General features: G+C 38.1%; 23 protein-coding genes, 1 other RNA gene and 1 pseudogene. 1 reads left to right on the forward strand and 24 read right to left on the reverse strand.

What is annotated here, in order from left to right; genetic code table 11:
• Positions 1-166: 166 nt before the first annotated feature.
• The 24 genes and pseudogenes from truB to NMK50_RS00805 all read right to left on the reverse strand — a co-directional run bounded on the left by truB (position 167) and on the right by NMK50_RS00805 (position 24933).
• Positions 167-1126, reverse strand: coding sequence for a tRNA pseudouridine(55) synthase TruB (gene truB, locus NMK50_RS00690; protein ID WP_254771252.1), 960 nt, complete (start codon positions 1124-1126; stop codon positions 167-169).
• A gap of 4 nt (positions 1127-1130) precedes the next feature.
• Positions 1131-1538 carry a 30S ribosome-binding factor RbfA gene (gene rbfA / locus NMK50_RS00695; protein ID WP_254770491.1) on the reverse strand — a complete coding sequence of 136 codons (408 nt, stop codon included), beginning with the start codon at positions 1536-1538 and terminating at the stop codon, positions 1131-1133.
• 125 nt (positions 1539-1663) lie between these two features.
• On the reverse strand, positions 1664-4180 hold the full coding sequence (infB, locus tag NMK50_RS00700) for a translation initiation factor IF-2 (protein ID WP_254770492.1): 2517 nt from the start codon (positions 4178-4180) through the stop codon (positions 1664-1666).
• Positions 4177-4812 (reverse strand): RNA-binding protein, encoded by a 636-nt coding sequence (locus NMK50_RS00705; RefSeq protein ID WP_254770493.1) that lies wholly within the window; start codon positions 4810-4812, stop codon positions 4177-4179. Before NMK50_RS00705 ends, infB begins: the two co-directional genes overlap by 4 nt.
• Positions 4813-6442: pseudogene (nusA, locus tag NMK50_RS00710) on the reverse strand (transcription termination factor NusA).
• 67 nt (positions 6443-6509) lie between these two features.
• A complete protein-coding gene (gene rimP / locus NMK50_RS00715; RefSeq protein ID WP_254770495.1) occupies positions 6510-7136 on the reverse strand; it encodes a ribosome maturation factor RimP in 627 nt (208 codons plus the stop codon).
• Between the two features lie 151 nt (positions 7137-7287).
• Positions 7288-7989, reverse strand: coding sequence for a tRNA (guanine(46)-N(7))-methyltransferase TrmB (locus NMK50_RS00720; protein ID WP_254770496.1), 702 nt, complete (start codon positions 7987-7989; stop codon positions 7288-7290).
• Positions 7982-9253 (reverse strand): methionine adenosyltransferase, encoded by a 1272-nt coding sequence (gene metK, locus NMK50_RS00725; protein ID WP_254770497.1) that lies wholly within the window; start codon positions 9251-9253, stop codon positions 7982-7984. Before metK ends, NMK50_RS00720 begins: the two co-directional genes overlap by 8 nt.
• Positions 9254-9383: 130 nt before the next feature.
• Positions 9384-9797 (reverse strand): helix-turn-helix domain-containing protein, encoded by a 414-nt coding sequence (locus NMK50_RS00730; protein WP_254770498.1) that lies wholly within the window; start codon positions 9795-9797, stop codon positions 9384-9386.
• 146 nt (positions 9798-9943) lie between these two features.
• A complete protein-coding gene (gene lnt, locus NMK50_RS00735; RefSeq protein ID WP_254771253.1) occupies positions 9944-11560 on the reverse strand; it encodes an apolipoprotein N-acyltransferase in 1617 nt (538 codons plus the stop codon).
• Positions 11541-12563, reverse strand: coding sequence for a hemolysin family protein (locus tag NMK50_RS00740; RefSeq protein WP_254770499.1), 1023 nt, complete (start codon positions 12561-12563; stop codon positions 11541-11543). The genes lnt and NMK50_RS00740 overlap by 20 nt, the downstream gene beginning before the upstream one ends.
• An 81-nt stretch (positions 12564-12644) precedes the next feature.
• The gene (gene ybeY, locus NMK50_RS00745) at positions 12645-13130 is read right to left on the reverse strand and encodes an rRNA maturation RNase YbeY (RefSeq protein WP_254770500.1); all 486 of its coding nucleotides are present in this window, start codon (positions 13128-13130) and stop codon (positions 12645-12647) included.
• A gap of 12 nt (positions 13131-13142) precedes the next feature.
• Entirely contained in the window at positions 13143-14252 is a 1110-nt protein-coding gene (locus NMK50_RS00750; RefSeq protein ID WP_254770501.1) for a PhoH family protein, read from the reverse strand.
• Positions 14253-14414: 162 nt separating this feature from the next.
• Complete coding sequence (miaB, locus tag NMK50_RS00755) at positions 14415-15791, reverse strand: tRNA (N6-isopentenyl adenosine(37)-C2)-methylthiotransferase MiaB (protein WP_254770502.1); 1377 nt, start codon at positions 15789-15791, stop codon at positions 14415-14417.
• Positions 15792-15822: 31 nt separating this feature from the next.
• Positions 15823-16314 carry a ribosomal protein S18-alanine N-acetyltransferase gene (gene rimI, locus NMK50_RS00760; protein ID WP_254770503.1) on the reverse strand — a complete coding sequence of 164 codons (492 nt, stop codon included), beginning with the start codon at positions 16312-16314 and terminating at the stop codon, positions 15823-15825.
• Positions 16314-16997, reverse strand: a complete 684-nt coding sequence (gene tsaB / locus NMK50_RS00765; protein ID WP_254770504.1) for a tRNA (adenosine(37)-N6)-threonylcarbamoyltransferase complex dimerization subunit type 1 TsaB — start codon at positions 16995-16997, stop codon at positions 16314-16316. Before tsaB ends, rimI begins: the two co-directional genes overlap by 1 nt.
• Before the next feature lie 527 nt (positions 16998-17524).
• Positions 17525-18553 (reverse strand): YeiH family protein, encoded by a 1029-nt coding sequence (locus NMK50_RS00770; protein WP_254770505.1) that lies wholly within the window; start codon positions 18551-18553, stop codon positions 17525-17527.
• A gap of 60 nt (positions 18554-18613) precedes the next feature.
• Entirely contained in the window at positions 18614-19219 is a 606-nt protein-coding gene (gene recR, locus NMK50_RS00775; protein ID WP_254770506.1) for a recombination mediator RecR, read from the reverse strand.
• A 36-nt stretch (positions 19220-19255) separates the two neighbouring features.
• The gene (locus tag NMK50_RS00780; protein ID WP_254770507.1) at positions 19256-19579 is read right to left on the reverse strand and encodes a YbaB/EbfC family nucleoid-associated protein; all 324 of its coding nucleotides are present in this window, start codon (positions 19577-19579) and stop codon (positions 19256-19258) included.
• Positions 19580-19593: 14 nt separating this feature from the next.
• A complete protein-coding gene (locus tag NMK50_RS00785) occupies positions 19594-21516 on the reverse strand; it encodes a DNA polymerase III subunit gamma/tau (protein WP_254770508.1) in 1923 nt (640 codons plus the stop codon).
• A 226-nt stretch (positions 21517-21742) separates the two neighbouring features.
• Positions 21743-21840: signal recognition particle sRNA small type (gene ffs / locus NMK50_RS00790), an RNA gene on the reverse strand.
• Between the two features lie 705 nt (positions 21841-22545).
• Positions 22546-22953, reverse strand: a complete 408-nt coding sequence (locus NMK50_RS00795) for a hypothetical protein (RefSeq protein ID WP_254770509.1) — start codon at positions 22951-22953, stop codon at positions 22546-22548.
• Between the two features lie 376 nt (positions 22954-23329).
• Positions 23330-24205, reverse strand: coding sequence for a prephenate dehydratase (locus NMK50_RS00800; RefSeq protein WP_254770510.1), 876 nt, complete (start codon positions 24203-24205; stop codon positions 23330-23332).
• Positions 24202-24933 carry a 3-deoxy-manno-octulosonate cytidylyltransferase gene (locus tag NMK50_RS00805; RefSeq protein ID WP_254770511.1) on the reverse strand — a complete coding sequence of 244 codons (732 nt, stop codon included), beginning with the start codon at positions 24931-24933 and terminating at the stop codon, positions 24202-24204. The genes NMK50_RS00800 and NMK50_RS00805 overlap by 4 nt, the downstream gene beginning before the upstream one ends.
• Before the next feature lie 104 nt (positions 24934-25037).
• Here NMK50_RS00805 and NMK50_RS00810 point away from each other — a divergent pair, with 104 nt between their 5' ends.
• The gene (locus NMK50_RS00810) at positions 25038-25625 is read left to right on the forward strand and encodes a c-type cytochrome (RefSeq protein WP_254770512.1); all 588 of its coding nucleotides are present in this window, start codon (positions 25038-25040) and stop codon (positions 25623-25625) included.
• Positions 25626-26524: the final 899 nt, after the last annotated feature.

Here is a 26524-nt window from a genome sequence, read left to right on the forward strand (position 1 = left end):
AAAACAACAAAAACAGAGGCTTGTTCTTTATGGTGTAAGTTAAGATGGGCTTATGAACATATTGCTCATTTAGGTTATAATACGAAATATCGTAAAAAGGTGAGGGTAGAGCAATATCGATATAAAAAATCTCTTTTTCCAGAAGACTATTGTAAGACAGAATAGATCAAATTGTAAAGATACGTTTTGGCTTGAACAAGCTTTTATCGAGGGAGCCTATAGCAAGGAGTTGATCTTTATAAAGGACACAAATTTCATTTTCATCAGGAGGTGCATCGTGATTACAAAGAGATACTGGATTGCCCATCATGACACGCTGAGCTTGGGTTTTGTTAAGGGTATAATGAGTGAGGCAATCGAGAGCAGCACTTGTTTCAATTAAAAGTGCATCAAGTTTTGAAAAGTTTCTTTTGGAAGGGATATCATTTTCACTTGTCGCATTTTTATCCAATTCTACCGCTTTGAGTTCGTCCCATGTAATGAGATCATCTTCATAAAAAGGTGCTACTGCGATACGTCTTAAATCAGCAATATAACCATAACAACCAAGATCACGCCCTATATCACGCGCTAAGGAACGCACGTAGGTTCCTTTTCCACAGGTTATTTCAAAGAGTGTGCGCTCTTTAGTAATATTTTCTATTAATTTAAAAGTTTCTATTTCTACTTGGCGTGGTGGAATTTCAACAATTTCACCGTCACGTGCTAAATCATAGGCTCGATGACCAGCAATTTTAATTGCAGAAAATTGTGGGGGTGTTTGCAAAATAACACCTGTATATTGTGGGAGAAGAGCAAGTATTTCTTCTTGCGTTGGACGCTTAAGCGATGTCTTCGTTATTTCACCCTCTAGATCGTCTGTTGAACGTTCCTCACCCCAAACAATATGAAAACGGTAGGTCTTTATACCTTGCATAACATAAGGAACAGTTTTGGTTGCTTCACCCAATGCAATTGGTAGGAGGCCAGAAGCGAGAGGATCGAGTGTTCCGGCATGTCCTGCTTTTTGTGCATGAAAAAGCCTTTTGATTTGTGAGACAGCTTCTGTTGATCTCATCCCTTTTGGTTTATCAAATATGATCCATCCAGAAACAGAGCGACCTTTTTTTTTGCGTTGCCGTGACATATTTTTAGTTCTCAAGTTCATCACTATGGTGAAGGTCACGTGCTACTTCAGGCAAACGAAGCAAAGCGTCAATTTTTGAAAAATTATCAAAACTACTATCAAGACGAAAACGCAGTTCAGGCATATATTTCATCTGTCGTAACGCATGACTGATTTCTCCACGGATAAAACGGCTATGTTTATTGAGGATATCAACGACATCAATATGAGATGCATTTTTAACAGTAGTGAGAGGAGAAACAAAGCAGGTAGCAATTTTTAAATCTGCTGACATGCGTACTTCAGAGACAGAAACCACAATGTTCTTCAAGGTATCATCGAGTAAAATATTGCGCTGTAGCATATGCGCTAACGCATGACGCACTTGTTCTCCTACTCTTAGTTGCCGTTGTGATGGCCCTGCATTTTTCATCGAAGTGTTATCCTTATTACAATTATTTTTCTTTTAATCATCTGAAAAAATTAAAAAAGAATAGAAACATTGCATATAGATTCAATATTTTCTCGCTTTATAGAGAGTAAAGTCATGGGATTATTTTATAACGTACGACTGACATGTTCGATGCGGAAGGTTTCAATAATATCTCCTGCACGGATATCTTCATAATTTTCAAATGCTATCCCACATTCTTGACCACTTTGTACTTCATTAACCTCATCTTTAAAGCGCTTGAGTGTTTTAAGTTTTCCTTCGTGAATGACAATATTATCACGGATAAGGCGAACACCAGCCCCCCGTTCTATCTTCCCTTCTGTAACACGACAACCAGCAACTTTTCCGATTTTTGTAATGTTGAAGACTTCTAGAATCTCAGCATTACCAAGGAAAGTTTCACGCTGCTCTGGTGAGAGTAGCCCTGACATAGCGGCTTTTATGTCGTCAACCAGATCATAGATGATATTATAATAGCGAATTTCAATTCCTTGCGTTTTGGCATAATCACGTGCTTGTTTATTGGCTCGAACATTAAAGCCAATGACAGCTGAGTGAGAAGCTTCAGCAAGAGAAATATCACTTTCAGTGATCCCTCCAGCACCAGAATGCACAACACGCGCACGGACTTCTTCATTCCCTAGCTTTTCTAATGCTGAAGCGATTGCCTCAATTGATCCCTGTACATCTCCTTTAATAATAAGGGGAAATTCTTTAATACCCGTGGTTTGTAATCTGGTCATCATCTGCTCGAGAGAACCACGAGAACCAGTTTGTCGAGCTACAGCTTTATCACGTGCTAACCGCTGACGATATTCAGAAATTTCACGTGCTTTTGCTTCATGCGTGACAACAGCAAAACGGTCACCAGCTTGTGGCGTACCTTGCATCCCTAAAATTTCAATGGGTGTAGAAGGAACAGCTTCTTTAATATGATGACCATGGTCGTCAATCAAAGCGCGTACGCGTCCCCATTCATTACCAGCAACAATAATATCAGAAGGATGCAATGTCCCTTTTTGCACAAGAACTGTTGCAATGGATCCACGCCCCCGATCCAGTTTTGCTTCAATGACAACACCTTCTGCTGTTCTTTGCGGATCTGCTTTTAGATCGAGAATTTCAGCTTGAAGAAGAATAGCTTCGAGGAGTTTATCAAGATTTTGACCAGTTTTAGCAGAAACTTCGACTTCCAAAGTTTCTCCACCCATTGTTTCAACAAACACTTCATGTTGTAGAAGTTCTGTACGCACTTTTTGCGCATTAGCAGCTGGTTTATCAATTTTGTTGATAGCAACAATAATAGGTACGCCCGCTGCTTTAGCATGATTAATGGATTCAATCGTTTGCGGCATGACACTATCATCTGCGGCTACGACAAGAACAGCAATATCCGTAACACGGGCTCCACGGGCACGCATAGCTGTAAAGGCAGCATGCCCTGGTGTATCAATAAAGGTGATTTTTTGACCATTTTTCTCCACTTGATAAGCACCAATATGCTGTGTAATACCACCGGCTTCACCAGAAACAACATTTGCTTTGCGAAGAGCGTCGAGAAGAGAAGTTTTTCCGTGATCAACATGTCCCATAATTGTTACGACAGGTGGGCGTTGGCACATTTTTTGTGGATTATCAACGACATTAAAGATGCCTTCTTCTACGTCAGATTCTAAAACACGTTTAACAGTATGACCGAATTCAACAGCAATGAGTTCAGCAACATCCGCATCAATAACATCACCAGGTTTCATCATTTGTCCCTGTTTCATCAAAAACTTAATGACATCAACAGAGCGTTCAGTCATACGTTGTGCAAGTTCTTGAATCGTAATGGTTTCAGGAAGAACAACTTCGCGAGAAATTTTTTCTCTTGGCTCTTGATTTTGTGCCCGCTTAAATTTCTCCTGCCTACGGCGCATCGCAGCCATTGAACGCCCACGTGCACTCCCTTCTTCATCCAAAGCACTAGTAAGGGTTATCTTTCCACGGCGTCGTTCATCAGCCCCTTTTACAACTTTTGGTGCACGTGCTTCTGATTTAGAAAGGTTAGCGCGCCGACTGTATCGATCCTCTTCTTTGTTTTCATCTGCTTTGCGTTTTTCAATAACAGGTGTATTTTTAGGTGTGATAGGAATATCTATCGGTTCTATGACAGAAGTAGAGGAGGGAAGAGAGGGCTCTACAGGTAGATTTTCTTCTTCTTGATATTTTTTTGTTTCTTGAGTTTTTTGCCGCAAAATTTCTTCATGTTCTTTGATACGCCTTGCTTCTTCCTCAGCACGTTCACGCATTATTTTTTCTTGAATATGTGCTTCTTCTAAGGCACGAATCCTTGCTTCCATTTCAGCAGATGAGAGATTGCTTTTAGTGATAGGTTCACGAGGGGCTGCTTCTTCGAATCGCGGCTTAGAGCGTTGGGAAGCGACATGTGGTTTTGTAATTGGCTGTTGTACCTTAGTTTCGTCAGGGCGTGTCACTTTACGCCGTTTAGTTTCGACAACGACCGCTTTTGTGCGACCATGGCTAAAATTTTGTTTGACTGTGCTCGTTTCTAGAACTGACCGTTTTAAGGTTAAAGTCCTTTTGGCTGTCGTTTTGTCGTTATTATTTTCACTCATTGTACTTCCTTCACGGCTTGTGCCGTCATCTCACCAAGCTTACAGTGCTTGTCATCACGATAGGCGAGCAGTTTGTATATTGCTTTGAGAAATCCTGTAGCAGCTTTGGTATCCAATAAGGCTGCATGCATTACGGGATTAGCACCAAAAGCCGCGTGCATTTCATCACTTGTGAATAAAGATATGGTTTTTATCTTCCGATTTGTTTGTTGTTGTATTGTATGAATAGCTTGTGCAATTTTTCGTTTTCCATCTTCTTTAGTTTCTTTGGCATGAAGTACAAGAAGAGCTTGACCAGAGCGGATAGCTGCATCAACTTTTGTTGCCCCCATAACAATGGCACCAGCTTTTCGCGCCATGGAAAGGCTTGAAAGAGCAGTTTTTAATAAAAGTGCATCAACAATATGCGCAAGATTTGGTGAAACCTCAACATCTGTTTTAAAATTTTTCTTAAAAGCTTTCTGTTTTATTGCTGTTTCAATAGCAGAATGGCAAGCAGAAATCCAAACACCACGCCCCGGCAAATTAGATTTAAGATCAGGAACAATTTGATTATTAGGACCAATAACAAAACGGATCAGCGTTTCAGCTGAAGCATTTTTTCTTGTCACAATACAGGTCCGTTCTTTCATTTAAAGTTCATCCACGTTCAAATTAGTCTTTTTCATCTTTTACAGAGTTTTCACTTTCTGTGGGTATTTCGGCCACAAGATCAGCTTGGTCTATCCAGCCTGCTTGCACCCGTGCTGCTAAAACCATAGCTTCTGCATCAGCACGTGTAATATCAAAAGGGGTCAGAATACCAGAAAAACTCTGTGTTTGACCTTCTTTACGTTCTCTCCAACCAATCAAATCGTCGACTGCATAGCCAGCAAAGTCTTCCATTGTTTTTACACCATCTTCACCAATAGCAACCAGCATAGCACTTGTCACTCCAGGCAGTGTACGTAATTCGTCAGAAACACCAAGTTTTTTACGTTTTTCATCGAGCTCTTTTTCTTTATGTTCGAGATATTCGCGCGCACGGTTTTGAACTTCAGCAGCAGTTTCATGATCAAAACCCTCAATGGAAGCGATTTCTTCAAGATTAATATAAGCAATTTCATCAATGGAAGAAAAGCCTTCCGAGGCCATAACTTGCCCAATCATTTCGTCAACGTCTAAGGATTCCATAAACATTTTACTGCGTTCAGTAAATTCCTTTTGACGATTTTCAGATTCCTCCTGTTCTGTTAAAATATCAATATTCCACCCTGTTAATTGTGAAGCTAAACGGACATTTTGCCCACGCCGACCAATAGCAAGACTGAGTTGGTCATCAGGCACAATGACTTCGATACGTTCTGCATCTTCATCGAGAACGACTTTAGAAACTTCAGCAGGTTGTAATGCATTGACGATAAATGTTGCAGCATCAGGGGACCAAGGGATGATATCAATTTTTTCGCCTTGTAATTCTGCAACGACAGCCTGTACACGACTTCCTCGCATTCCAACACATGCCCCAACAGGATCAATGGAACCATCCCGTGAAATAACAGCAATTTTAGCACGAGAACCAGGATCACGGGCAACAGATTTAATTTCTATAATACCATCATAGATTTCTGGTACTTCCATCGTAAAAAGTTTTACCATAAATTGAGGATGTGTGCGTGAAAGGAAAATTTGCGGGCCACGCGTTTCACGGTGCACATCATTGACAAACGCACGAATACGGTCTCCATAGCGGAAAGATTCACGTGGAATTAATTCATCACGGCGCACAATAGCTTCACCACGTCCTAGATCAACGATAACATTGCCATACTCTACACGTTTGACTGTACCAGAAATAATCTCACCAATTTTATTTTTGAACTCTTCGTATTGCTGATCACGCTCTGCATCGCGGACTTTTTGCACAATGACCTGTTTAGCAGATTGTGCTGCGATACGTCCGAAATCCATAGGAGGTAAAAGATCTGCAAAAAAATCACCAATTTTCGCATCCGCTTGGCGTTTGAGTGCGTCGGATAAAGTAATTTCAGTTGTATAATCTTCAATGACATCAACAATTTTAAGCAGGCGTTGTAATTTAATTTCACCTGTTTTGGAATTGATGTCAGCACGGATATTGGTTTCTTGACCGTAACGAGAACGCGCTGCTTTCTGAATAGCATCGGCCATCGCAGAAATGACAATTTCACGGTCAATTGATTTTTCACGTGCAACAGCATCTGCAATTTGCAGAATTTCAAGCCTGTTAGCGCTTGTAGCCATCAATTTTCTCCTTCTTTGTGCTACACGATGGGCATTTCCCAGTGATATTAATTCTTATAAAGTGATATTAGCTCTTATAATTTGACGTTTTTGCCGAAACATGAGGACTATCTTCGGAAATGCATTGTTGACTTAAATCTTTATTTTTTTTCAACGCATCGCGAATGAGTTCATCTGTAAGGACCAAATGTGCATTTATGATATCACAAAAGGAAATAGAGGTATAGATGGCTTCTCCATAAGCGGCTTTATCAGTGTTTAAAATAAATCCATCTTGGGTGATATTTGTAAGTGTTCCACGAAATTTTCGGCGCCCATCAATTGTTATTTTTGTTTCAATTTTTGCGAGATGCCCTTGCCAATGAAAAAAATCAGATTTTCTTACCAATGGACGGTCAATTCCAGGAGATGAAATTTCTAAATGATATTTACGTTCAATAACATTTTGCACATCAAGAAGAGGAGAAACAGTACGACTAACAGTTTCACAATCTTCTATAGACATAGAGCCATCTGCGCGTTCAACCATAATCTGAAGTGTTAAGCCATTCAAACCAAGAAGCTTTATACGAACTAAACGAAAGCTCAACGGCTTAAGCAAGGGTATAATAAGGGCAGCAACACGAGCTTCAATACCATCTTCTTTAAACAAACGAGGTTCATCAAGGTCGCTTATTTTTTCAGTTTCGTTCATACACTTTATCCAAGTCATTTTCAGAAGTTTTATGACATTAAAAAAGAGCGGGTCCAACGGCCCACTCCTCATCATAAGACCAAGAATTTAGCTACTGATACTCCGTAATTCAAAATTTTTCAAGTTGTTTATAAGAAAAGCGTTTCAACATTTATTTCTTGATAAAGGTAAGATAAGCAGGTGTTCTTCCTTCGCGTAGAGCTTTTGCTTCATAGCGGGTACTTTGCCATAGAGGATAAGGCGTTTTCCAATTTTTAGGATTTTCAGCTTTCCATTCAAAACTTTGATGTTGTGCACAATGGTAGAGGGTCCAGTTTACATAACTGTCTATATCACTAACAAAGCGGAATTTTTTACCTGTTTTGAGAACGCGTGCAAAACGATTAAGGTTTTTTATGTTAATGAAACGGCGTTTCCAATGCTTTTTTTTAGGCCACGGATCTGGGTAGAAGAGGTCTATTCCGTCAAGTGACACATTTGGAAGCCAGTCAAGGAGGCGCGTGGCATCATCATCATAAAGGCGAATATGACTTTGATACTCTTTATGTTGTTCAAGAGACAACAACATTTTTGCTATACCATTAATAAAGGGCTCTATGCCGATAAAACCCGTTTGTGGAAAATGTTCCATTTCATAAAGCAAATGTTCCCCTCCACCAAAACCAATTTCAAGTCGAACTTCTGTTACTTTACCGAAAAATAAAGATGTTAAGTTTAAAGGTGGAGGAGACTTTAAATCAATATTAAAAGTTGGAAGAAGCGTTTTTATACGCGCAAGCTGACTGTCGCGTAACCGTTTTCCCTGTCGTCGGCCAAAAAATGCTTCACGTATACGTGTATTGTTATCAATCATGATCTTGAGTCATTGTTTGAAGTGTTTTAATGAGATCGGTTTTTTCCCATGAAAATGAACCGTCATCTTCTGGTCTACGTCCAAAATGACCATAAGCAGCTGTTTTTGTATAAATAGGTTTATTGAGATTAAGATGTTTTCGGATGCCTGTTGGTGAAAGGTCCATTATTTTGCGGATAGCTTCTTCAAGAACTTTTTCATCAACTTTTCCTGTTCCATGGAGATTAAGATAAATAGATAAGGGTTGTGCAATGCCAATTGCATAGGAAAGTTGAATGGTGCAGCGTTCTGCTAAATTCGCTGCAACAATATTTTTAGCAAGATAGCGCGCAGCATAAGCTGCTGAACGATCAACTTTTGTCGTATCTTTTCCTGAAAAAGCTCCTCCGCCATGGGGTGCTGCGCCTCCATAAGTGTCAACAATAATTTTGCGTCCTGTTAACCCAGCATCGCTTTGAGGACCACCAATAACAAATTTCCCGGTTGGGTTAATATACCAACGACATTGATCAGAAATGGGAATATCATGCAAAGCCTGACGAATATAGGGCTCGACCACTGTACGAACTTTATGGGAATCCCAACTCTCATCCAAGTGTTGTGTTGAAAGAACGATAGATGTTACTTCTATAGGCTTTCCATTTTGATACCGTATTGTTATTTGGCTTTTGGCGTCTGGTCCTAATTTTCCGGTTTCTCCTTCATTTTTATGGCGGGCCGCAGCAAGGAGCTTGAGAATTTTATGCGCATAATAAATGGGCGCAGGCATGAGTGCAGGCGTTTCACGGCAAGCATATCCAAACATGATACCTTGATCACCGGCCCCTTCTTCACCATGTCGATCTGTAGCATTATCAACGCCGCATGCAATATCCGTTGATTGTGGGCGTAAAAGAACATCAATTTTAACAGTTTTCCAATGGAACCCTGCTTGTTCATAACCAATGGCACGAATAGCACGGCGCGCTACTTTACGAAAAGGGGTAGGATTAATGAGAGGAGCTCCCATTTCATCGTAAATAAATTGCTTATTTTTATTTCTTTTTAAGAGTGTATCAGGAACACGCACTTCACCGGCGATAACGATACGGTTTACACTGACGAGAGTCTCACAAGCGATGCGCACGAGCCATGGATCTGTACCGTTTTTTTGAGCTTCTTTATAAATCATATCAACGATTTCATCGGAAATACGATCACAAATTTTATCAGGATGCCCCTCCGATACCGACTCACTCGTAAAAAAATAATCTTGATGCGGCATAGGAACTCCTTCAAAAAAGAAAACCGACAGTTCATTCATTGTTTCTTAAAGCCGCTTCTATTTGCCAACACCATGGCAAATCGTCAATGCTGATTTATAAGACAAGGAAAGAAAAGATGTAATTTTTATTTTATAACTTGGTTGTTATATCTTCTTCTGAAAGTGCTTTTGCTAAGTCAATGATTTTTCGACGCACTTTAGCATCAGAGATATTAGTAAAGGCACGCATGAGCTGGATTCCTTCATTACTGGAACAAAAATCCATAAAATCACTGTCACTTTCAGCAAAACCTTCTACTTGTTGTGTATGAATACCTTTGTCAAAAAAGTAAGAGACAGGAACATCCATAATTTCTGCAATTGCTTGAAGGCGGCTCGCACCAATACGATTGATACCTTTTTCATATTTTTGAATTTGCTGGAAAGTAATGCCTAACTTTTCACCTAATTTCTCTTGAGTAAGTCCTAAGATATTACGACGCAAGCGTATACGAGTTCCAACATAAACATCTATAGGATCAGGTTTTTTTCTAGTTTCAGTCATAATGCAACTCTTTATTTCCAGCACTTTACTTTTAAACCAACATCAAATTTATGTGAGGTTGATTTATCATATAATTAAAACAATATGTAATACTTTTTCCCAATATTACGGGTATACACAACACAAAACCGTATATGGGCATCTGATCATTTAAATTGTTTTGTAGAACCAAAACCAATACGGCACAATAGCATAAGAATAAATAAGATGAAAGTAGAGAATGTTCTATCTTCATTGCTTCCTATGGGAGTAATGGGTGATGGAATCGGTGAATCAATAACGCCAACAACATTTTGTTGGAGAGCTACAACGATTCGTCCATAAGAATCAATAACAGCCGATATTCCATTATTAGCTGCTCGTATGAGGGGAATTCCCAGTTCAATGGCACGAAGTTGTGCTTGTTGAAGATGTTGATATGGGCCGGGTGTGACACCAAACCACGCATCATTTGTGACATTAATGATTGCTTGAGGTGGTGGGCTTTTAAAAGTCATTTCATTGGGAAAGATAGCTTCATAACAAATCAGCGGAAGGTAAACAAAACCATTTGGCATGGTGACAGTTTTGCGTACGCTGCCAGCGCTATATCCACCAATGTTATCGGCTAGGATATGTAATCCAATTTTTTTTAAGAAATTTTCATAAGGAAGATACTCACCAAAAGGAACTAAGTGAAGCTTATCAGAAATATTGAGAATATTCCCTTTAGCATTAATAGCTGCAATGGTATTAAAATACTTTGTTTGTGCATAATGTGGATCATCAATGGCGCGTATAGCACCAATAATAGCCCATTGTTTGGGTTTTAGAAGAGAGCCAATGCGCATTGTCGTAAGAGAGTTGTCATAAAGAAGGTAAGGAATCGAGGCTTCAGGCCATACAATAAAGTCGGGTTCTGGATTGTGACCGGCTGTTGGTGTTGCACTCAAGCGCATATGGTCTGCAAATATTGCCTCTCGTGTATTATCACTCAATTTTACATTTTGTGGAATAGAGGGTTGAACAATGCGCACCCAATAACTGTTTTTTTGGTCATTAGCTGTATTTGCTATGGTATTAAGGCGGTAAAACCCAAAACCACTATGAAGGAATATAAGCGATAAGCAAAGAGAAAGTGCAGTTTTCTTTTTTTCATTCGTTAATAAAACAGTTGGTAAACTGTAGACTAAGACAGCAAGAATATTCATTCCGTAAAGTCCAACGATTGCATCAGATTGCATGAACAGTGGGGTTGGCATAGCTGTATAACCAAGAGAGTTCCACGGAAATCCTGTGAATAAAAATGAACGTAACCACTCTGCCAATCCTAGGGCAAAGGCTAAGACAAAGAAGCGTGCTATCCCTTTTGTCCATAATAAACCAATGATGAAACCAGAAAAAAACCAATAAAGCGAAAGATAGAAAGGAGGGACTAAAATGGCAAATGGCACCGCCCAACCCAAAGAAACCGAATCTGTTAACAAAGCATTACACAACCACCACAGGCTGCAAATAAAATAACTAAAGCCAAAGGTTCCACAACTTAGAGCGTAGGTGAGAAAGCGCTTTTTGTTGTTTTTGATAGTTCGTATTGTATCAAGAAGAACAATAAAGATGGGAAAAGTTAAAAAGCAGAGTGGTGTTAAATAAAAGGGTGGAAGTGCAAAAGAAGTCGCAGCTCCACACAAAAACACCCCCATTTGTCGTTTCCAACCGGTAACAGCAAACAAGAAAAATATGAAATGACTTAAAAAAGTTTGATTATTCTTTAGAGATGGCATTATTTTCAAAATTGTTATTTTCTGGAATGCGCAAAATGCGCAATCGTTTAATCCGGCGTTTATCAGCTTCTAAAATACGAAATTGATAGCCAAGTACAGCTTCAACGACTTCACCTTTTTCAGGAATACGATCAAGAATGGAGACGATCAAACCTCCAATGGTATCGACTTCATCACCATATTCGCCTACGATAAAATCAGGACCAAGGGCTTTTTCTACATCTTTTAGTTCGGTTTTTGCATCAACAAGCCATTTATTATTTTGTTCATAGACGATAGCATTGTCGACGTTATCATGCTCATCTTCGATATCACCAACAACCAATTCAACAATATCTTCCATCGAAACCAAACCGTCTGTGCCACCATGTTCATCAATAACCAAAGCCATTTGTGTTCGTGTGGTTTGCATACGTGTTAATAATTTGTTTGCCAGCATGGAACTCGGCACAAAGAGAACTGTTCGAATCAAATCCAATGCACCGATTGGAGTGTGTAGATCTTTATGGTTTAACTGAAATGAATTGGATTTCTGCTCGGTTTGGTTTGAATCGAGAATAAAGCGAGTCATATAATTAAGGATATCGTGGATATGGATCATTCCTCGTGGATCATCTAAAGTTTCGGCATAAACAGGTATGCGAGAATGTCCAATTTTTGCAAAACATTTAAGGGCTTCCCCAAGAGGGGTGTTTATTTCCAATGCTTCAATTTCAGAACGTGGAATCATAACATCTTCTACGCGTGCTTCACGCAAACGTAAGATATTATGCAGCATAGCACGTTCTTCAGGTGCAAAGAAAGTTGTGTCTTTTTCATTGTCAGTATTGAGTGCAACAGTGAGATCATCCCGCAAAGATGTGTAATGACGGCCACGTAAAAATGAAAACAAATGATTTAGCAGGGAAGTTTTTTCTGTATGATGAGCCTGTTGAGAGGTGTCTTCTTCAATATTGGAAGATATTTGACTATTATTATTTGGTGCATTTATTTTGTTTGCCATAATTTTAAAATCTTCAAACTTTTTTATTATAATAGAGCTATAAATTGTATGGTAGTGATTAAGAAGGTTCATTTTATCATTTTAAGACATTTCAAGAGTATCAATATAGGGGTTGTTTATGGAAAGCTTTTGCAGAATTTCTCTTTCAAGTTTTTCCATTTGATGCGTTTCTTCATCTGTTTCGTGATTATAGCCAAGAAGGTGAAGAACACCATGAACGATCATATGTGTCAAATGATCCTGAAATGATTTCCTTTCTTTTTTTGCTTCAAGCGCAACAGTTTCTTGTGCAATAACGATATCACCGAGTATTGGACCGGGCTTCTGTCCGATTTCAAGTGGAAAAGCAGGAAAGGATAAAACATTGGTGGGTTTATTCTTATTGCGCCATTTTGCGTTGATTTGTGCCATATGTTTGTCATCTGTAAAGAGCAAACTGACTTCACTTACAACATTTTCCAAGGAAAGATGATGCATTGTTGTTGTTAATACTTTTTCAGTAATATTATAAAGTATTTGTTTATCATTCCACTCAGAGCTTTTGACCATTATATCAATAGTAATCATAAGAAATCAAACTCAGTTTTTTGATGAAGCGCTTGAAGATGGCGTTTCTTGGATTTGTGTACCAGCATCATAATCATAGGCACGGACGATCGCGGTAACAAGGGGATGACGCACAACATCATTTTCATTAAAACGAATAATTTCAATTTCTTTTACCTGTGAGAGAATGCGTACGGCTTCGATTAAACCTGATTTTTGTCCGCTAGGCAAATCAATTTGGCTTACATCACCGGTGACAATCATACGTGTTCCTTCTCCAAGCCGTGTGAGGAACATTTTCATTTGCATGGGTGTGGTATTTTGCGCCTCATCAAGAATAACAGCTGCATGAGCAAGTGTTCGTCCGCGCATGAAAGCAAGAGGAGCAATTTCTATGACACCAGACGCCAAAATACGCTCTACTTTTTCGGCGGGTATCATATCATAAAGGGCATCATAAAGTGGACGTAAATAAGGGTCGACTTTTTCTTTCAGATCACCAGGAAGAAAGCCAAGATGCTCTCCAGCTTCGACGGCGGGACGTGAGAGGATGATTCGTTCAATGATACCACGCTCTAAAAGCATTGCAGCGTGAGCAACAGCAAGATATGTCTTCCCTGTTCCGGCTGGTCCCACACCAAAAACAAGTTCACTACGCTCCATTGCATGTATATAAGCATCCTGTGTTGGAGTTCTGGCATGAATTGTTTTTTTATGCGTACTTAATCGTGCAGGAATATGTTTTTTTACAGATTGGATTCTTGTTGGAGCTTCTTGCCGTTCCTGTAATAAATCTGCCATGGCAATCGCTCCTTCTGTATCGGATAAAGTGAGTTCTTGATGTCTTTTGGCACGTTCATAAAGCTGCTGTAATATATATTGTGCACGTTTTATAGCTGCGATATTTCCATGGATGAGAACTTCATTTCCACGTGGATGAATATCAATTCCAAGTTTTTGTTCGATATAAGCAAGATTTTCATCGAGTTTACCAAAAACCGCTTTTGCATATTGATTATTTTCAAAAATCAAAACAACATGATGAACATCTGGCGGACTTGCTTGTTCCAAGAGACCAGTATTTTTAGGGTAAGCTGTTACTTTTTCTTTAACGCGTTTTATTTTTTCGGTTGAAGTTTTCAACCTAGACTCCCTTATTTACATAAGTGTTATACACTTTTTTGAGAAAACTTTATAAAAGACAATCTATCTTTCATACAGCACGATTTCTAAATGTAATCATTTTTTTCAAAAATAAAAGAGCCTTTTAAAATCTATTTTGTAATTAAGATATCCGAGATATCTTCACCCATTTACCATTTCGCCAACAAAACTGTTTGAGCTCGCATTTTTAATATGGACGGCCATCACAGCCCCTGTAGAGGCTTCTGTATCTACAACCACAGGTAAAAGCCAAGGTGAACGACCTACCATTTGTCCCGAATGACGTCCAGCCTTCTCGATGAGGACATCGGTTATTTGACCAACTTTAGAATGCAAAAATGCGTTTTGTTGTTCAAGGAGAAGCACCTGTAAATGTTGAAGTCGAGCGTCTTTCACAGTCTCGTCAATATGATTCTTCATTGTTGCACTAACGGTTCCAGGTCTCGGTGAATACTTGAAAGAATAGGCCGAACTATATTGTACTTGTTGAATGAGTTTAAGTGTCTCTTCAAAGTCTTCCTCTGTTTCTCCTGGAAATCCTACAATAAAATCACCTGAAAAAGCAATATCAGGTCGCACATTACGAATTTTTTCGATAAGCTGAAGATAATGAATACTCTTATGTTGGCGGTTCATTGCTTTTAAAATACGATCTGAACCAGACTGTACAGGAAGATGCAGGTAAGGCATCAAGATATCAAGATCGCGATGTGCGGCAATAAGGCTGTCATCCATATCTCGTGGATGGCTGGTTGTATAACGCAGACGTTTTAAACCATCCAGTTTGGCAAGATGATGAAGAAGGTCGCCAAGACGCCAAGTTTTGCCATTCGCACTTTGTCCGTGCCAACCATTGACATTTTGACCAAGCAGTGTAATTTCTTTGACACCTGCTTCAATGAGTTGACGTGCTTCTTCGGTAATTTGCTCGACAGATCGTGATATTTCAGCACCACGTGTGTAGGGAACAACACAAAAAGTGCAAAATTTGTCACAGCCTTCCTGTACTGTTAAAAATGCACTAACGCCCCGCTTTCTTACAGCGCGTTTATTATGCGCCGGTAAGGATGCAAATTTATCTTCAACAGCATAGTCTGTTTCAATAATTTTTTCCCCCCGTTTGGCTTTTTCTAATAAATCTGGCAGACGATGATACATTTGCGGACCAATGACCAGATCAACTGTTGGAGCACGACGCAAAATTTCACTTCCCTCAGCTTGTGCAACACAACCAGTTACACCAACCATTAAAGGTTTGTCAGGAGCACGTTCTTGACGCATTATGCGCAAACGTCCAAGATCAGAATAGAGTTTTTCTGCTGCTTTTTCACGAATATGACAGGTATTAACGAGAATAAGATCAGCATCATTTGGGGTTTGTGTTGTAACATAACCTTGCGCGCTGAGACTGTCAGTCATTCGTTGACTGTCATAAACATTCATTTGGCACCCATAGGTTTTGATAAAAACCTTTTTAGGAGAGACAGGAGGCATATTTTTAGGATTTACTTTATTCATAATGCATGTCTAAATGTTTTTAATATAAATCTCAATCTATTTGCTTAAAAGTTTTTTGCATAACGATTGCATCTGTACGACTGTTTTGTGATTGGTAGTAGGCAAGACGTTTGGCAATTTTTTCAAATTTAAAACGTTGGTAAAGCTTCAAAGCAGAAAGATTTGTTTCTTCCACTTCCAAGAAGAGTTTTATAGCTCCTTTATGGTGAAGATGACAAAATATGCTATCAATAAGTAAGGTGCCAATTCCTTGTCGACGGTAATGAGGGGAAACCGCAATTGTGATGATTTCTGCTTCATCAAGAATAAGACGGCAGAGGCAAAAGCCTAAATTTTTTTTTGGTTCACTCATAAGAAAGGCTTTATATCCAAAGATAGAGTGATCTGTTAAAAAATCATCAAAAGCTTGTTTTTTCCAAGCAGGGGTAAAACAATTCTGATAAATTTGATGAAGAGAAACACTATCATCAGTTTGGAGTGGAGCAATTGCAAAATGCTTATTTGTTGATGAAAATTGAGACATTATTTTTTTCGTGGTAAAGTAAAACTGGTTTGCTGTTTTGCATCCGCATTGCGTAAATAGAGTGGACAGGGTGGGTGTTGCGGTTTTTTATTCGCGGCAAGATAAGCATAGTTTACAACATCAGCTGCTTCGCAGAAGATTTGATCGCGCACAACGTTTTTGTTTATCTTATTATTTTCAATATAAAGTCCAACGACACCAGCTGCTGGACCGGTTAATATCGTTTGCTGCGGTAAATCTTTGATGATACTTTCAATTGTTTTTAATCCCGGTGTTCCTAAAGGAGTAAGATCCTCATTGAAATTTTGATGATAGAACATATCCCTTCCTGCTTCAATAACAACAGTGATTGCCGATGTCGTATTTTTATTTTTTATCTGTGCAGCTAACGCTTCAAGTGCGCTTACTCCAATAGCGGGTATTTCGAGCGCTAATGCCAAAGCACGTGCTGTTGAAACACCCACACGCACACCGGTAAATGACCCAGGCCCCCTATTGACAGCAATGCGATCAACTTGATGAAGAGTAAGATGAGCTTGGTTTGTTATTTGTGCAATATGTCCAATGAGTTTTTCGGCATGCCCTTTATTGATGCGCTCGCTGATGCGGGCAATAACAGATTTATGACGAACAAGCGCAACAGCGCAATAAATTGAAGCCGTATCTATAGCAAGAATAAGCATAAAAACTTTAGTTAAATAAGAGGAGAAACAAAAGGTACACCATGTTTTTTAGTTTTTTCATTTTGTTCGCCTATTCTGGAACAATTGAAGAATATTGCTTATACCAATAAGAAACAATATCCTTTCTCTTAAAGAGTGACTTGATTATCATTCGTATTCTCTGCACCATACCGTGAGTAAAAGCAATTTGAAAGAAGAAATTTTGAAGTTATATTTGTTTTTTTCTAATAAGAATATCTTCTTGTAAGTCTTGTATAAAACTTGATTGTGATGAGCATAAATAAAGTAAAAGGCAGTATTTTTTATAAAATATCTCTTTTGTACTCTTTATAGTTGCAAAAAATTATGTGCTGAAAAGAAGTGCAAAACATGCACCTGATATCAAAAATGCGTTTAATTTTTCCTCTAAAAAATAAGGAAGTTTTTGTAATTTTCACTCAGTTTTATAAAAGAATTTCCCAATATGAATAAGCCTTTGGGATGATCACATGAGGTAGAAAAAGCAAAAATATTTGAGAATACACATTTCAAAATGTTATCTGTTTTAAATCATTCAGTTGTATCATGATAAGGCTACAAACACCGAGGATAAAGATGGAACAGGTTGAAGCCAAAATAACACGCCATCCTGCTTTTTTTAATGATCGGACATCAACGCCTAATCCCAAAGCTGCCATTGAAGTGACAGTAAACAACTGAGCAATAAATCGAATGGGGGGGAGCGCGGTTTCAGGAATAAGATTGCTGGAGCGGATCAACATCATGAGAATAAAACCAATGATGAACCATGGGACAAGAGTGTGCCAACGCAAACGCCTTTGTGCCGATCTATGGTAAATAATTGATAAGGCAAAAATAAGAGGGCCCAACATAAGAACGCGCACCAATTTAACAACTGTTGCAATTTGAACACTTATAAAAGAGACAGATGCTGTTGCTGCTAAAACCTGTGGTACGGCATAAACCACCATACCGGCAAGAACACCATATTGGCTAAAGGACAAATTGAGGAGTGGATGTAAAAAAGGGAGAAATAAAATAATAAGGATACCCAAAAGGGCGGTAAAAGCAATTGATGCTGCTATCTCTTCATGTTTTGCTTTAATAACAGGAGCAACGGCAACGATAGCTGAATTACCACAAATAGCATTTCCACAAGCAACGAGCATTGCTAAATGTGAAGAAAGCCCAAAAATTCGGCCGATAGAAAAACTCATAAGGATAGTAATGAATATAACGAATATGATACTAGCAAGTAAATTCCAACCAGCTGAAAAAACGGCGTATATGCTAATGCTTGCTCCTAGAAGAACAATAGCAAATTCAAGAAGTGTTTTGGCACAAAAAGTTATACCTCTTTGAAAATATGTTGGCAAAGCAAAGCAACTACGGATAATCGATCCTAAGAGAATTGCTAAAACAAGATTTTCGAGCCATGCTTGTCCCAAAAGTTGTTTTTCTACAACTTCTATACCATACGCTAAGACTGATATCAGTAAACATACCAAGATACCAGGAGCAAAGTCATTTAAAAGTGAGAGATTTTTCTTTATCAATCTAAGATTTTCCCCCTAAAGGAATGATAGCAAAAAAAGAGAAGAGCGAAGAGAAAAAAATTATAGATTTGTTCTCGCTTGTAAGGCTGCTGCTAAAGTCCCATCATCAAGATAATCTAATTCACCTCCTACAGGCACTCCATGGGCAAGCCGGGTTACTTTAATTGGAAAGTTAGAAAGCTGATCGGTGATATAGTGAGCTGTTGTTTGTCCTTCAACAGTGGCATTAACAGCTAAAATAATTTCCGCAATTGAGCTTTTTACAACACGCTGTATTAAGGGGGCAATATTGAGTTCATCTGGACCTATTCCATCTAAGGGAGAGAGCCGTCCACCTAAGACATGATAACGGGCTGCTAAAGTTTTCGCGCGCTCGAGAGCCCACAGATCAGCAATATCCTCAACAACAATAATTGTTGTATCATCGCGGCGGGGATCTGTACAAATGGAACAGGGGTCAGTTGTATCGACATTTCCACAAACAGAGCAAATACCGACGGTATCTACAGCTGCTTGTATCGCTGCTCCTAAAGGTTCCAATAAGGATTCCTTTTTTTTAATCAGATGAAGTGCCGCACGGCGTGCCGAACGTGGGCCAAGACCTGGTATTCGTGCTAAAAGTTGAATGAGACGTTCAATTTCAGGTCCAGCAATGTATTTAGACATATTTCTATTCCACGGGATTTCATAAAATCCGGTACATTAGAGTGGAAGTTTTAAACCTGTTGGGAGCGGGAGTCCTGCTGTTATGCTTTTGGTTTTTTCTTCTATAGCGATTTCAATTTTTATTTTAGCCTCATGATGTGCTGCTACAATGAGGTCTTCAAGAATTTCAGCTTCCTCAGGTTTGAGTAAGGAAGGATCAATGTGCAACGCTGTTATGGCGTTGTTACCATTTACAGTGACGCTTACAAGACCACCGCCTGCAAAGCCAACGGCTTGCATATTTGCCATTTCCTCTCGCATTTTTTGCATTTTTTCTTGCACTTCGTTGGCTTTTTTCATCATGTTCATCATTTTACGCATAGGGGTGGGTATCCTTATTCATCATTGATATCATTTTCATTTTTAATGGTATTGGAGAGTAAATCAAGATCGTTTTCTTGTTTATTCAGACGGATATCGACAATTTTTGCTTCTGGAAAATAGTCGAGTATTTTTGCAATGTCAGGATCTGCTTGTGCATTGGAAAAAAGAGTTTTTTGGAGAGCTAAACTTTCTTCTTGTAGGGTTGGTCCTCCTCCTTCATTAACAAAAGTTATCGTCCAACGTTTTTTTGTCCATTGGAGAAGAGTTTTTTCTATATCACGCGCAAGTGAAAGGGGAGAATTTTCAGCAAGCCTTAAGGTGATATGCCCTGGTTTAAAAGAAACAGGGTGAACAAATTCTTTAATAAGAAGTTTGAAAGGAACATCACTATGCTGTTCAGCTAATGTAACAATATCGTGCAAAGAATTGATGACTATGGATTGCGTTTCAGTTATCTCTTCTACTTCTTGCGTTGAGGAATGCGATAAATCTGCAATATCTTTAGAAAGATCAACAGATGGAGAAGTTTTAAAAGTTTTTGTTTTTTTAAGGGTGTTTGTGTTTTCAAGACTTGAAATTTTGACTGAATCTTTTTGTTGTAAAAAGTGGTCTAATGGGTTGCTCAACGGTGTTTTTATAGCGGATTGATTTTGTGATGTGTTTGCAATATCTGGAGCAGAAGAGGCATAAACAGCTGTTTCTTTTGTCAAATTATTTGTATTTGAGGTTTCTTGATGCGAAGCATTTGAAACAATTGTGAGGGGTGTTTTTTCTTGGGCAAGCTTTTTCAAAGCTTCATCAAGCGTTGGTAGATCAGCACTATGCGCAAGACGAATAAGGAGCATTTCAGCAGCTTGTAGGGGATGTGCGGTTTGACTCACTTCTTGTAAGCCTTTGAGCAACATTTGCCAGTTTCGAGACAAAATAGGGATGGAAAGTTTTTTTGAAAATTCTAGGCTTCTTAAACATTCGTCTTCAGCAAGCGAGAGATTTTCAGCTATCTCTGGAGTAAAACGGAGGCGTGTAACCAGATGATTAAAATCGGCCAATTCTGTCAATATAGTAAGAGGATCAGCGCCTGCATCATATTGGCTGCGGAATTCATGCAATGCTTCAACAACTTTGCCCTTCATGATGAATTCAAAGAGATCAATAATACGTGTTTGATCGGCTAATCCTAACATCGCGCGCATTGCAATGGCACTAACCTTGCCATGGCTATGCGCAATTGCTTGATCAAAAATAGACAGTGCATCACGTACAGAGCCTTCAGCAGCACGAGCGATCATAAAGAGCGCTTGCTCTTCCACTTCTACGTTTTCATATTTTGCAATTTGGCGCAAATGCGCAACTAACACTGCTGATTCAATGCGTCGAAGGTCAAAACGCTGGCAACGTGAAAGGATTGTAATAGGAACTTTGCGAATTTCTGTTGTTGCAAAAATAAATTTTACGTGTGCTGGTGGTTCTTCAAGTGTTTTCAACAAGCCGTTAAATGCTTGCGTTGAAAGCATATGCACTTCATCAATAATATAGACCTTATAGCGTGCAGAAACAGGACGGTAACGTATTTGTTCAATAATTTCGCGAATATCGTCAATACCTGTATGCGAAGCCGCATCCATTTCTATAACATCGATATGACGCCCTTCAATGATTTGCGTGCAATGTTCACCAAGCGTATTCAATACAGTTGTTGGTTGATGAATATCTTTTGTTTTATAATTGAGCGCACGTGCCAAAATACGCGCTGTTGTGGTTTTCCCCACTCCACGAATTCCTGTGAGCATCCACGCTTGTGCAATGCGCCCTGTTTCAAAGGCATTTGTGAGGGTACGCACCATAGCCTCTTGACCAATGAGGTCAGAGAAATTCTGAGGTCGATATTTGCGAGCAAGAACACGATAGGTCGTTTCTACCGGTGTATTTTCCATCAATGATTCCAATTTTGAAGCTCTTTATGCGTATGTTTTGATAACACAAAACTACAGATGACTACGGTACTTTAATATAAAAGGATTTTTTCTCAATCAAATTATTTTTTGAAGAAATGGGGTAATTTAAAAAAACAACCCACTCTCTTTATTTTTCACATCACACCATCACTTTGAAAAATAAAGACACTCCATGATTGATAAAAGTATAATTTACAGAACAAACAAAGGAGGCTGGTATAATGACCCGTACCAAAACTCGTTGGGGCTGCTTCTTTCCAGACCTGACCCAGTTGGCGAGTAGTTCGTCCACCACCAACCTCCCAATCTCATATTGTCGATTTAAAATGAAAAATCAAGCTAAGAAACAAAAAATATGCCAAGAATGATAAAGAAATTTTCTTTTGAGTTCAAATTTGTACCATAAATAATCGATAGGATGGGAATTCATTAACTTCTATTGTCAAAGAGCGCATCACATATTATTGGGTATGAACAAAAGTGTTTATATTGAAAATAAGGAGATGTTAATTAATGAAGATCTGTTTTGGAGTTTTTTGGTAGGAATATTCATTTTAGGGGAGTTGTTTAAAAATGATAGGAAGTTTTCAGCAACAAAAAGGAGAGATTTAACATACAGGTTGTTTACTAAGCTGAAATTAGAAAATTAATTGGAGGAAAATATTGTTACCAAGGAGTATATCCCCCATTATATTCGCTTTCTTTCGGTCAAGATCTGAAAAATAAAACCAAGTCCTTTTGATGCGATTTAACGGTTAAGGAGATCGGATATTTTTGTAAAAAATTGTTCTAATGCTCTGAGAATAAATATATAAAATCGAATTGGTTGCAAGAGTTGCTCAATGTTTAGTTTTCCGCAATTTAGTTTGAATAGTTTGATTTTGTTAAACGAAACACAAACGTTGCTTTAAAAAATGGGCAACGATAACTTACTCAGCCCGATGTTTAAAAGACCTACTTCAACAATCACAGTAATCTATATGCGTTTAAACATCCTTAGAAAGCTTATTAATCATAATCCCCTGTATCACAATTTCTTCCAATGATTCTTTTATTAGTAATATTCTTAAAGATATATTTTCCTGATGGAGGAAAGCTTACAGTAAGAGATTTTACACCTTTAAGCCTAAAGATTTGATGTTCTTTATCGTGTGTTATTTTTTTTTCATCATCAGCAACAATTTTTAATTTTTCTAAGTCAGCAGGAGAAGAATAAGATAAAGTAAAAGACACTTTCTTAGGATTAAATACTTTACAGGAGTATTCAACACCGTGATATATTACATCAGATGCACCAAATTTAACACTTTCATCTGGCGCAAAATCCCACTTTCTCTCACCAAATCCAGCAAGTGCAATACTAGAGTAAATAAGAATATTGGCAGCTAATAATCCTTGACTGAAAATTTTTTTCATTTTTTCCCTTTTATATAAAGTATAATTAATGATAAATCAGTTTTTGTAAATAGAAAAGGTCAAATCTAAAATAAAAAGCGGGGCACAACTGTACTTTGTAGCTTTATAAAAGTCATTTTGAGAATTTCCTGGGTCCAAAACAATTGAAAGCATTTTGATGTATTTTGAGAGAAATTAAAATTATTTTATGGCCTTATTTGGAAGATTTACAGTCATCACTTTAAAGTAAATGACACTAGAAGATCATGTCTTTTTTTCAAAGAGTTCTCTTTTGTATGAAGCAAATGGGGTGCCAAAGAAAATTGTAGATTGTTACTTAAGTTGTTTTTTGTCTATGCTTAGATTGTATCCTTTATTGTTCACAAGAACTAGACAATTAATTGTCCTTCACACATGTGCTGTTACGATCATTTTGAGCAGGATAAATACCAATAATGCGCAATTCAGCAGAGAAAAAAGCGAGCTCTTCTAGAGCGAGTTTCATCATAGGCTCTTCAGGATGTCCCTCAATATCAACGAAGAATTGTGTTGCATTGAAATTTCCCCCAATTTGGTAGCTTTCTAATTTTGTCATATTAATACCATTTGTGGCAAATCCTCCCAGAGTTTTATAAAGGGCAGCTGGTACATTGCGCACACGAAAAAGAAGACTCGTGATGATTTTTTTGCCATTTTGGGGTTTTGGTACATATTTTTGAAAACGCGAAAGAATGACAAAACGGGTAATATTATGAGGACTATCTTCAACATTTTTTTCAAGAATATCAAGTCCGTAGAGTTCTGCTGCGATTAGAGGAGCTAAGGCTGCCTGTGAGCGTTTTGCGTCGTTTTTAATCAATTTTGCGGCTCCAGCTGTATCCGCAGAGGTAACAGGTATCCAGCCATGATTGCGTATGATTTTACGGCATTGTGCAAGGGCATGTGTGTGGCTATGTACGGTTTTAATTTCTTCAAGCATAACACCGGGTAAAACCATGAGTTGGAAATGAATAGGCAAAAAATATTCACCAATAATATAAAGGGATGACTGCGGTAAAAGGTGATGAATATCCGCAACGCGTCCAGCAAGAGTATTTTCAATAGGAATCATAGCAAGATCAGCTTGTCCACTTTCTACAAAGTTGAGGGCATCTTCAAAAGTAGAAGAAGGTACAGCATCCATCTTGGGAAACAGTTTGGAGCAAGCGATATGAGAATTTGCACCATATTCTCCTTGAAAAGAGATTTTGTTGGTTTTTTTCAGTTTTTTCATGCTAAAATCTTACGGACTTTTTCAAGATCATATTGTGTATCGACGCTTAAGGGAATGGTATCAACTATTTCTACATCAATACGCATATTATGTTCTAATGCACGTAATTGTTCAAGTTTTTCACGTTTCTCAAGGGGAGAGGGTTTAAGCGCCACAAATTGCTCAAGTGCTTCGCGGCGATAGGCGTAGATTCCAATATGATGAAAAAGGGGGCCTTCTCCATAAGGTGCTGTTGCGCGAGTAAAATAAAGAGCACGAAGGCGATTTTGAGAAAGCGGTGTCCCAATAATTTTGACGACGTTTAGATCACTCTTTTCATTTTCTTCAATGATTTTGGCACCCAAAGTTGCAATATCAGTGAGACTGTTTTCTAGAGGACGTAAAGCACTGATAATTTGATGGGGCGTTATTGTTGGCAGATCACCTTGTAGATTCAAAATTGTCTTGTAGCGTTGTTCAGGATCAATACGTGTTAAAGCTTCATAAATGCGATCAGATCCCGATTTATGATCATGAGATGTCATAATACATTCATGCCCATAAGCTGTTACAGCTTTGGCGATATCATTATGATCTGTTGCGACAAGAGTCCGCCCTATTGGGGCTTTTTTTGCTTGTTCAACAACATGAACAATCATTGGTTTTCCAGTAATTTCAGCGAGAGCTTTTTGGGGTAGGCGGGTTGAGCCTATGCGAGCAGGAATAAGAATAATAGGTTCAAGAGCCATTGTAGCGTTCCAAATACCATGTGCAATGCATTTATAATATTGTATGTTATAAAGAAAAAGCTTAAAATGAAAGGGATAATGAAAAGATAAACATTTAAGTTTTTATGAATCGCTCGACAATTCTTTATTTTGTTTGTGCTTGTCTCTTTGCGCTGATTATATTGGTAGGAATTTCCACGCTCAGTGATATAATCTATGATAATTCTCCATCGGTTCAACATCCTCATACAGTTACCAAGAATGACGTATCCAAAGAGAAGCAGCAGGTCTCTGAGAGCTCTTTATCACTAAGAGATCGTCTTCAACAAGGCAATCTTGAAAATGGGCGTAAAATTTTTCACCAATGTACTATATGCCATACCTCTGGACGCAATGAATCTGGTCGTGTTGGCCCAGTGCTTTGGGATATAGTGAACCGCCCTTTAGCGGCGGCACCAAGTTTTGCTTATTCACGAGCATTGCGTACAAATTCTCATCAAAAATGGGATTTTATAACTTTAGATCGTTATATAAAATCACCTCGTAAAGCATTTCCAGGAACCATTATGTCTTTCCGTGGAATAAAAAATGCTCAAGATCGTGCCGATCTTTTGCTTTATTTACGCAGTTTGTCTGATCATCCTGTTCCTTTACCGATAGATAATAAAGAAAGCGAAAGAGATCAGCCTAAAGATAAATTATTTCAAGAATAAACTATTTTAGAAAGAGATGTGATTGTTTTTTAGACTTGCATTTATAATTATAGTTTCAATGTATTTTTTAGTCTATGCATCAATCTATTTTTTTGTGGATATTAGAATTCACGACATAACACAAAAATGTATAGATATTTGTTTAATGCGTTGGTTTATCATTGGCATATGATCGTTTCCTGTTATTAAAGAGTTTTCTATGAGAACTTTAAGATTTATGCAATTCATTTTTCTCAGAGAAGTGCCTTAATTTCCTTGTAACACATTGTCTATAAGAAAAATCTTCTTATCAAAAACAAAAGTATATGAGCAAAATTTATCCGGTAAAGAGGTGGAGGGAATGCGTTGAATCCGACATCCATTTAAAATTGTGACAAAGGTTCGGTTTGCATTCTCTCTCGATTATTGGAATGTAACAAAATATACTTATGGGTGATTAAATCACAATAATCCAAGCAAGGTTGGAAAATACAAATATCAGGCAAAGTTTCATTGAGAGTTTTGTTTAAAAATAAAATTGCTTTCATTTCTATCAAAGAAAGTAAATAAAGAGTTGTGTGGTGCTTCATTTGCATTTTGTTAAAGTTAGCCGATTAAAGATCATAGAAAATAAAGTACACCAAAAACAAGCTTTATTTATCGTTCTGAAGACAAAAGAGAGTTCTAATATGCATGGGGTGTTTTCTGTTTTTTTAGGGGCTTTATATGTATTTTTGTAAGAATTTTCACGCTAGGTCATATAAAGTGTATTGACAATAATGATATTTTAACAGAGATTTTTTCTTGTCACATGAATGATGAATCATAAAAACAGAGAAATTAATGGGAGCATTATGGATCGTATAGGTTTTAATTGATAAAAAGGCTTTTTTTCCTAGAATAAATTTTCAGGAAAAAGT

This window comes from Bartonella harrusi, assembly GCF_024297065.1.
GTDB lineage: Bacteria > Pseudomonadota > Alphaproteobacteria > Rhizobiales > Rhizobiaceae > Bartonella > Bartonella harrusi.

Bases quoted from the DNA above. Each gene is read 5' to 3' on its own strand.
- tsaB (WP_254770504.1), bottom strand. From the start codon at position 16,997: ATGCTTATTCTTGCTATAGATACGGCTTCAATTTATTGCGCTGTTGCG.
- NMK50_RS00810 (WP_254770512.1), top strand. From the start codon at position 25,038: ATGAATCGCTCGACAATTCTTTATTTTGTTTGTGCTTGTCTCTTTGCG.
- NMK50_RS00800 (WP_254770510.1), bottom strand. From the start codon at position 24,205: ATGAAAAAACTGAAAAAAACCAACAAAATCTCTTTTCAAGGAGAATAT.
- NMK50_RS00705 (WP_254770493.1), bottom strand. From the start codon at position 4,812: ATGAAAGAACGGACCTGTATTGTGACAAGAAAAAATGCTTCAGCTGAA.
- rbfA (WP_254770491.1), bottom strand. From the start codon at position 1,538: ATGAAAAATGCAGGGCCATCACAACGGCAACTAAGAGTAGGAGAACAA.
- NMK50_RS00780 (WP_254770507.1), bottom strand. From the start codon at position 19,579: ATGCGTAAAATGATGAACATGATGAAAAAAGCCAACGAAGTGCAAGAA.
- metK (WP_254770497.1), bottom strand. From the start codon at position 9,253: ATGCCGCATCAAGATTATTTTTTTACGAGTGAGTCGGTATCGGAGGGG.
- NMK50_RS00785 (WP_254770508.1), bottom strand. From the start codon at position 21,516: ATGGAAAATACACCGGTAGAAACGACCTATCGTGTTCTTGCTCGCAAA.
- truB (WP_254771252.1), bottom strand. From the start codon at position 1,126: ATGTCACGGCAACGCAAAAAAAAAGGTCGCTCTGTTTCTGGATGGATC.
- miaB (WP_254770502.1), bottom strand. From the start codon at position 15,791: ATGAATAAAGTAAATCCTAAAAATATGCCTCCTGTCTCTCCTAAAAAG.
- rimP (WP_254770495.1), bottom strand. From the start codon at position 7,136: ATGAACGAAACTGAAAAAATAAGCGACCTTGATGAACCTCGTTTGTTT.
- lnt (WP_254771253.1), bottom strand. From the start codon at position 11,560: ATGCCATCTCTAAAGAATAATCAAACTTTTTTAAGTCATTTCATATTT.
- rimI (WP_254770503.1), bottom strand. From the start codon at position 16,314: ATGTCTCAATTTTCATCAACAAATAAGCATTTTGCAATTGCTCCACTC.
- infB (WP_254770492.1), bottom strand. From the start codon at position 4,180: ATGAGTGAAAATAATAACGACAAAACGACAGCCAAAAGGACTTTAACC.
- recR (WP_254770506.1), bottom strand. From the start codon at position 19,219: ATGTCTAAATACATTGCTGGACCTGAAATTGAACGTCTCATTCAACTT.
- NMK50_RS00720 (WP_254770496.1), bottom strand. From the start codon at position 7,989: ATGATTGATAACAATACACGTATACGTGAAGCATTTTTTGGCCGACGA.
- NMK50_RS00795 (WP_254770509.1), bottom strand. From the start codon at position 22,953: ATGAAAAAAATTTTCAGTCAAGGATTATTAGCTGCCAATATTCTTATT.
- NMK50_RS00740 (WP_254770499.1), bottom strand. From the start codon at position 12,563: ATGGCAAACAAAATAAATGCACCAAATAATAATAGTCAAATATCTTCC.
- ybeY (WP_254770500.1), bottom strand. From the start codon at position 13,130: ATGATTACTATTGATATAATGGTCAAAAGCTCTGAGTGGAATGATAAA.
- NMK50_RS00805 (WP_254770511.1), bottom strand. From the start codon at position 24,933: ATGGCTCTTGAACCTATTATTCTTATTCCTGCTCGCATAGGCTCAACC.
- NMK50_RS00730 (WP_254770498.1), bottom strand. From the start codon at position 9,797: ATGACTGAAACTAGAAAAAAACCTGATCCTATAGATGTTTATGTTGGA.